The following is a 5,499-nucleotide window of genomic DNA, read 5'->3' as shown; positions in this document are numbered from 1 at the left end:
GGTCAATACACCACGACGCACTTGGTCGCGCTCGATCGATTCGAACAGTGCCTTGAAGTTGCCCTCGCCAAACCCATCATCGCCCTTGCGCTGGATGAATTCGAAGAACACCGGGCCCATCAGGGTTTCCGAGAAGATCTGCAGCAACAGTCGACGATCGCCTTCAATCGAGGAGCCATCGAGCAGAATGCCGCGCGCTTGCAGTTGGTCGACCGGCTCACCGTGGTTAGGCAGGCGGCCTTCGAGCATTTCGTAGTAGGTGTCTGGCGGTGCGGTCATGAAGCGCATGCCGATCTTTTTCAACGCGTCCCAGGTCTTGACCAGGTCGTCGGTGAGGAAGGCCACGTGCTGGATGCCCTCGCCGTTGAACTGCATCAGGAACTCTTCGATCTGCCCGGCGCCCTTGGACGATTCTTCGTTCAGCGGGATGCGGATCATGCCGTCCGGGGCGCTCATGGCTTTGGACGTCAGGCCGGTGTACTCGCCCTTGATGTCGAAGTAACGCGCTTCACGGAAGTTGAACAGTTTTTCATAGAAGTTCGCCCAGTAGGCCATGCGCCCGCGATAGACGTTGTGGGTCAGGTGGTCGATGACCTTGAGGCCTGCGCCCACCGGGTTGCGCTCAACGCCTTCGAGGTAGACGAAGTCGATGTCGTAGAGCGAGCTGCCTTCACCGAAACGGTCGATCAGGTACAGCGGCGCACCGCCGATACCCTTGATGGCCGGCAGGTTCAGTTCCATCGGCCCGGTCTGGATATGGATCGGCTGGGCGCCAAGTTCCAGTGCGCGGTTGTAAGCCTGCTGCGAGTCCTTGACCCGGAACGCCATGCCGCACACCGACGGGCCGTGCTCGGCCGCAAAATAGGAGGCGAGGCTCTCGGGCTCGTTGTTGAGGATCAGGTTGATCTCGCCCTGGCGGTACAGGTGCACGTTCTTGGAACGGTGGGTGGCCACCTTGGTGAAGCCCATGATCTCGAAGATCGGCTCCAGGGTGCCTGGGGTCGGCGATGCGAATTCGATAAATTCAAAGCCCATCAGGCCCATTGGGTTTTCGTATTGGTCGGCCATTTTCGGCGCCTCATGCTTGTAGTGAACAAATAGTTATTTGCGAGCAAGGATGAGGTTGCAGGGTGGCGCGCAGGAGAGGCCTCGCACGCTGCGGGCGAGGAAGTCACCAAAGATGAGGGGGGAGCCGAGTAGCTTCATGGTTACATCAGTCTCTGACGGCTGAGGCTTGCGTGAGCGCAAGTCCATATTCTTGTATGCGTAAATCGATTCTACACAGCGTAACAGCGTTTGTCCGTACTCTTATCAAATCCCCAATGCCTTGGGCTGCGCAAGGGGTTTGTTGCATAGGTAAATACCCAGCAGGATCACCGCGCCGCCTGCCAGCATCGGCGGCGTCAGCTGCTCGCCCAACAGCATGGCGCCACAGATCACCGCCGTGAGCGGGTTCAGCGCAATAAACACGCCGGCCCGGGTCGCGCCGATACGTTGAATGCCGTCGTACCAGAGGATGTAGGCCAGCGCCGAGCCCAACACGCCGAGGTACAGCAGGCTCAGCCACTGCGGCAACTGAACGGCCTGTACGGCGGCGAAGGTCATCCGGCCAGTGAGCGCGGTGGTTATCACCAGCATCACGGTGCCCAACAGAATCGACCATGTCACCGTCTGCAAAGCCCCCAACACCCGGTTGAGGCCACGGGACAACAGCGAATATGCGCCCCACCCCGCCACGCAGCCGGCAATCAGCACGTCGCCGATCCAGGCCTGCGCGGCGGCCTGCAACAGCTGGGGATTGCGGCTGACGATCACGGCGCCGGCGCCACCCAGGCACAAGGCGATACCCAGCCATTTGCCTGGCCCCAGGCGTTCCTTGAACCACAGCCATGACGCCACGCCGATAACGGCCGGGTTCAACGCGACGATCAAGGAAGCCCGCGACGCATTGATGTACTGCAGCCCGTAGAAAAAGCACAGGTTGTAGCAATAGATGCCGAAGAACCCCAGCATGGCCAACTGAGCAAGTTGGCGTGCGTTGGGCCGGACCAGACGAATCCCGACGAGGGCCATGAACCCCAGCAGTGCCACGCTGGCGAGCACAAAACGCAAGCTCGCGGCCAGCAACGGGTCGACGTCACCCGCCAGGTAACGGCCGGCGACAAAGGTTGCGCCCCAGATCATGGCCACCAAAGCGAGTTTCAGGTAGGTCAGGCGGTCGGAGGAAGAAGTCATCAGCGCAGTCTCTTTGGCGATCAGGATGGCGTATCCTCCTGCTAATGACAGATCATCGTAAAATGAGTAAACACTCATGACGCTTACCCAGCTGGAAATCTTCTCGCGCGTCGCCTAGCTGCAGGGTTTCACCAGTGCCGCGCACAGCCTGGGCATAAGCCAGTCGGCGGTGTCCCATGCAATCAAGGCCCTTGAGCAGGAATTGGGCGTCGAATTGTTTCGGCGACACCAATCCCAGGTCGAGCTCAGCGACATCGGCCAGCAACTGCTGATGCGGGCACGCACCCTTCTTGGCGTGGCCAGTACCTTGCAGCAAGAAGCTTGCGATGCGCGAGGCATGAAGCGCGGCACGTTGCGCATCGGGTCTTTTGGGCCTACCTCGTCCAATCGCTTGCTGCCGCGCATCCTCACGCATTATCGACGCGAACATCCGGGTATCGAAGTGCATGTGGACGAAGGCCCGGACCGCCAAGTAATCCAGTGGCTGGACGAACGCCGCATCGACGTGGGGTTTGTGGTGCTGGAGCAAGAGCGCTTCGATACGTTCGCGCTGTTCAAGGACCAGATGGTTGCCCTGCTGCCTGCCGCGCACCCGTTGGCTGCGCAACCCAGTGTGGCGTTGAAGGCATTGTGCGACGACCCGTTCATCCTCACCGAAGCCGGCTCGCTGGAGTTGGTGTCGCGGTTGTTCAGCGTCGCACGGCTCACGCCGAATGTGCGTTACCGCTGCTCGCAACTGCTCAGCACCCTTGAGGCGGTGAGCCGGGGCGATGGTGTGAGCGTGGTGGCGCAAGCGTCGCTGCCGGAAACGCCGGACCCGCGCTATCAGGTGCGCCCGCTGTCGCCGCCGGTCAGCCGTGAAATCGGTTTGGCGGTGTTGGATCAGCGCCAGTCGACACCGGCGACCCTGGCCTTTATCGCGTTGGCGCAACGCACTCAGTTCCAGCCGCGCGTACTGACCGAACGGCCAGGTGCGGCGAGCTAATTTGCGGCGAGCCATCTATCATCGAATTATCCTGATTGGCCCTTCGGCGTTTCCTCCACTCTGCAACAGGCCGTTATTCATGCCCCTGACCGTCAACGGCCCGCGAAAACGCGCCACCCGCTACTTGATCACCGCACTCAGTGGCCTGCTGCCGATCGCGCTCGGCGTGGTCATCCTGCACTGGCAAGCCGAACGCACGCTGCAACAAAGCACCGCGCAGACCGCTCGGGAAGCCGTGCGCCAGTTTGACCTGATGCTCGACAATACTGCCCTCGCCGCCCAGACCTTGCTGCCGCTGGCGGGCCAACCGTGCGACAACGGTGCGCAATTGGCGCTGCGCGAGCAGGTGACGCGTCGGCCCTTTGTGCGTGCGACGACGTTGTCCTGGCAAAAAAATATCTATTGCAGCTCACTGTTTGGTGGCAACTACCAGTCGGCGGTCAACCCGGAGGACTACGTGGATGGCACGCTCTGGTTAATGAACGGCAACCCGGTGACCCCGGACACGGCGCTGCTGGTTTATCGATTGGTAGACGGCGACAAGGCAGCGTTTGCCTCGATTGACGGCTACCACCTGACCAACGCGTTACGCCTGATCAGCCGTTATACGCAACTGGTGTTGCAAGTCGGGCCCAACTGGCTGAATGCCGACGGCAAGGTGCATGACACCGCCGTGCCGGAATTCGCCGTGGCGCATCATCACCTGGTCTCCGAGCGTTATCACTACAGCGTCGACGCGGGCATGCCGGCTGGTGAAGTGTGGCGCTATATGGAAGCGCGCTACCCGGCGCTGTTCAGCCTGCTGGTGTTTTTTGGTGTGCTCGCCGGCACGCTGGCGCACTGGCTGCAAAAGCGTTCCTCGGCGCCGACCCATGAATTGCAGCGCGCCTTGGGTGCCAACGAGTTCATCCCTTATTTCCAGCCGGTGGTGCGCGGCGACACGCGCGAATGGGCTGGCTGTGAAGTGTTGATGCGCTGGCAGCACCCCAAGGAAGGCCTGGTACGCCCGGATTTGTTCATTCCCCTGGCCGAACATTCCGGGCTGATTGTGCCGATGACCCGTTCCTTGCTGCGCCAGACCGCCGCCCAACTGGCGCCCCATGCCTCACGCTTCGCGCCGGGCTTTCATATCGGTGTGAATATCACGGCACGCCATTGCCAGGACCTCGCACTGGTGGAGGACTGCCGCGAGTTTCTCGCCGCCTTCCCGCCCGGGCAGGTCACGTTGGTGCTGGAGTTGACGGAACGGGAGTTGATTGAGCCGACCGACATCACTCGCCAGCTGTTCGACGCACTGCATCAACTCGGCGTAATGATCGCCATTGATGACTTCGGCACCGGCCATTCCAGCCTGGGTTACTTGCGCAACTTCAATGTGGACTTCTTGAAAATTGATCAAAGCTTTGTCGCCATGATCGGCGCCGATGCACTCTCGCGGCATATTCTGGACAGCATCATCGAACTCTCGGGCAAGCTCGACTTGGGGATTGTCGCCGAGGGCGTCGAAACCCCTGAGCAGTGCGAATATCTTGCAGCACAAGGGGTGGATTTCCTGCAGGGTTATCTGTTTGGCCGACCCTTGCCGTGCGCTGAGTTTATTAAGTCTTTGGCCAGCCATTGAATAGCCATCTAGTCGCGCTGATGAAATATCTTATTTAGACAAAAGACGTGATTTACTCGTAGCGCATTAACTACTACAATTTTTGATGCCTGAGCAGGCTCGCAGAAAGGCTACTTTCTTTGAGTTATTTTATAAGCATCTGGCTTATAGCTTTGTCTGCAGTTGATATCAGCAAATTACACTATTGGAGTACAGATTTTGTCCAGACTCGCCGAATTTCGCGCAGCAGAAAAAGCCCTTCAAGAGCAGCTCGCCCAGCTGGAATCCCTGAAGAACGACGCTGGCCTGAAGAAAGAAATCGAATTCGAAGAAAAGCTTCAAGCGCTGATGAAAAGCTACGATAAAGGCCTGCGTGACATCATTGCGATCCTTGATCCTAACCATGGCAAAGCCAGCGCTACGGCCTCCGTCGCACCAAAACAGCGCCGCGCGCGCGTGGTCAAGGTTTACCACAACCCGCACACCGGCGAGCTGATCGAGACCAAAGGCGGCAACCACCGCGGCCTGAAAGCCTGGAAAGAACAGTATGGCGCCGCCACTGTAGACTCCTGGCTTCGCGGCTGATCGGAACGCACTAACAAAAAGCCCCGCCTCCGCGGGGCTTTTTTTGTTCAGGGTTCGAAAACGAACTTAACTAACATTTCATTTTGTTCATAAT

At 59.4% G+C, this 5,499-nt stretch carries 5 protein-coding genes; 3 read left to right on the top strand and 2 right to left on the bottom strand.

What is annotated here, in order from left to right:
* Both hppD and WBB95_RS24865 read right to left on the bottom strand, forming a co-directional pair.
* Positions 1 to 1,068: 4-hydroxyphenylpyruvate dioxygenase (gene hppD, locus WBB95_RS24870; protein ID WP_424489980.1), on the bottom strand; the 1,068-nt coding region annotated here is incomplete at its 3' end.
* Positions 1,069 to 1,311: 243 nt separating this feature from the next.
* Positions 1,312 to 2,235 carry a DMT family transporter gene (locus tag WBB95_RS24865; RefSeq protein ID WP_424489979.1) on the bottom strand — a complete coding sequence of 308 codons (924 nt, stop codon included), beginning with the start codon at positions 2,233 to 2,235 and terminating at the stop codon, positions 1,312 to 1,314.
* A gap of 118 nt (positions 2,236 to 2,353) precedes the next feature.
* On the opposite strand from WBB95_RS24865, the gene WBB95_RS24860 reads away from it, so the two are divergent.
* The 3 genes from WBB95_RS24860 to WBB95_RS24850 all read left to right on the top strand — a co-directional run bounded on the left by WBB95_RS24860 (position 2,354) and on the right by WBB95_RS24850 (position 5,405).
* Positions 2,354 to 3,220, top strand: coding sequence for a LysR substrate-binding domain-containing protein (locus WBB95_RS24860; protein ID WP_424489981.1), 867 nt, complete (start codon positions 2,354 to 2,356; stop codon positions 3,218 to 3,220).
* Positions 3,221 to 3,299: 79 nt separating this feature from the next.
* Positions 3,300 to 4,841, top strand: coding sequence for an EAL domain-containing protein (locus WBB95_RS24855; RefSeq protein WP_424489978.1), 1,542 nt, complete (start codon positions 3,300 to 3,302; stop codon positions 4,839 to 4,841).
* 198 nt (positions 4,842 to 5,039) lie between these two features.
* Positions 5,040 to 5,405: a histone-like nucleoid-structuring protein, MvaT/MvaU family gene (locus WBB95_RS24850; protein WP_424489977.1), complete on the top strand. Its 366-nt coding sequence runs from the start codon at positions 5,040 to 5,042 to the stop codon at positions 5,403 to 5,405.
* The last annotated feature ends 94 nt before the right edge of the window (positions 5,406 to 5,499 follow it).

The organism is Pseudomonas sp. (assembly GCF_049645325.1).
Taxonomy (GTDB): domain Bacteria; phylum Pseudomonadota; class Gammaproteobacteria; order Pseudomonadales; family Pseudomonadaceae; genus Aquipseudomonas.
The sequence above is the reverse complement of the archived record's forward strand: the minus strand, read 5'-3'. Positions and strand labels throughout refer to the sequence as shown.

Coding starts and splice junctions, on each gene's coding strand:
- WBB95_RS24865 (WP_424489979.1), bottom strand. CDS start 2,235: ATGACTTCTTCCTCCGACCGCCTGACCTACCTGAAACTCGCTTTGGTG.
- WBB95_RS24855 (WP_424489978.1), top strand. CDS start 3,300: ATGCCCCTGACCGTCAACGGCCCGCGAAAACGCGCCACCCGCTACTTG.